Source organism: Myxacorys chilensis, assembly GCF_059505265.1.
Map to the genome: position 1 here is coordinate 1820 of NZ_JCACKG010000010.1, position 365 is coordinate 2184.

Genomic DNA, 365 nt, shown 5'->3' on the forward strand with positions numbered 1-365 from the left:
TTTCTTCAGCCTGGTGCTGTTTTCGACCTGGGGCCTGTCCGCCCTTCTGGCCATCGCTCTCATCGGCTTCATACCGCAGGTGATCTTCCCGCCCGAATACGAATTGCCCACTTTGATGCTGGGAACCGCATTGTGGTTCCTCGTCACGCTGATGCGCACCGTGCGTACGCCCAACAGCGTGCTTCTGCAGGCTGCCGGGCAGTTCAGGCCGTTAGCCTATGCCAGCTACGTTTCGTGCGGTGTTTCCGTCGCTGCCGTCATCGTCTTTACCCTTGTTTTCGGACCCGTCTGGTCGATTGCCGGCGTCTTCCTCGGTGAAGCGGTCTTTACCGTTCAGACCGCGCGCCAGACGGCACGCTGGCGTA

At 60.3% G+C, this 365-nt stretch carries 1 protein-coding gene; it reads left to right on the forward strand.

All coding sequences use genetic code 11. From position 1 onward, the window contains the following. On the forward strand, positions 1-365 hold a 365-nt coding region (locus AC5JLB_RS00535), incomplete at both ends, for a hypothetical protein (RefSeq protein ID WP_495871906.1).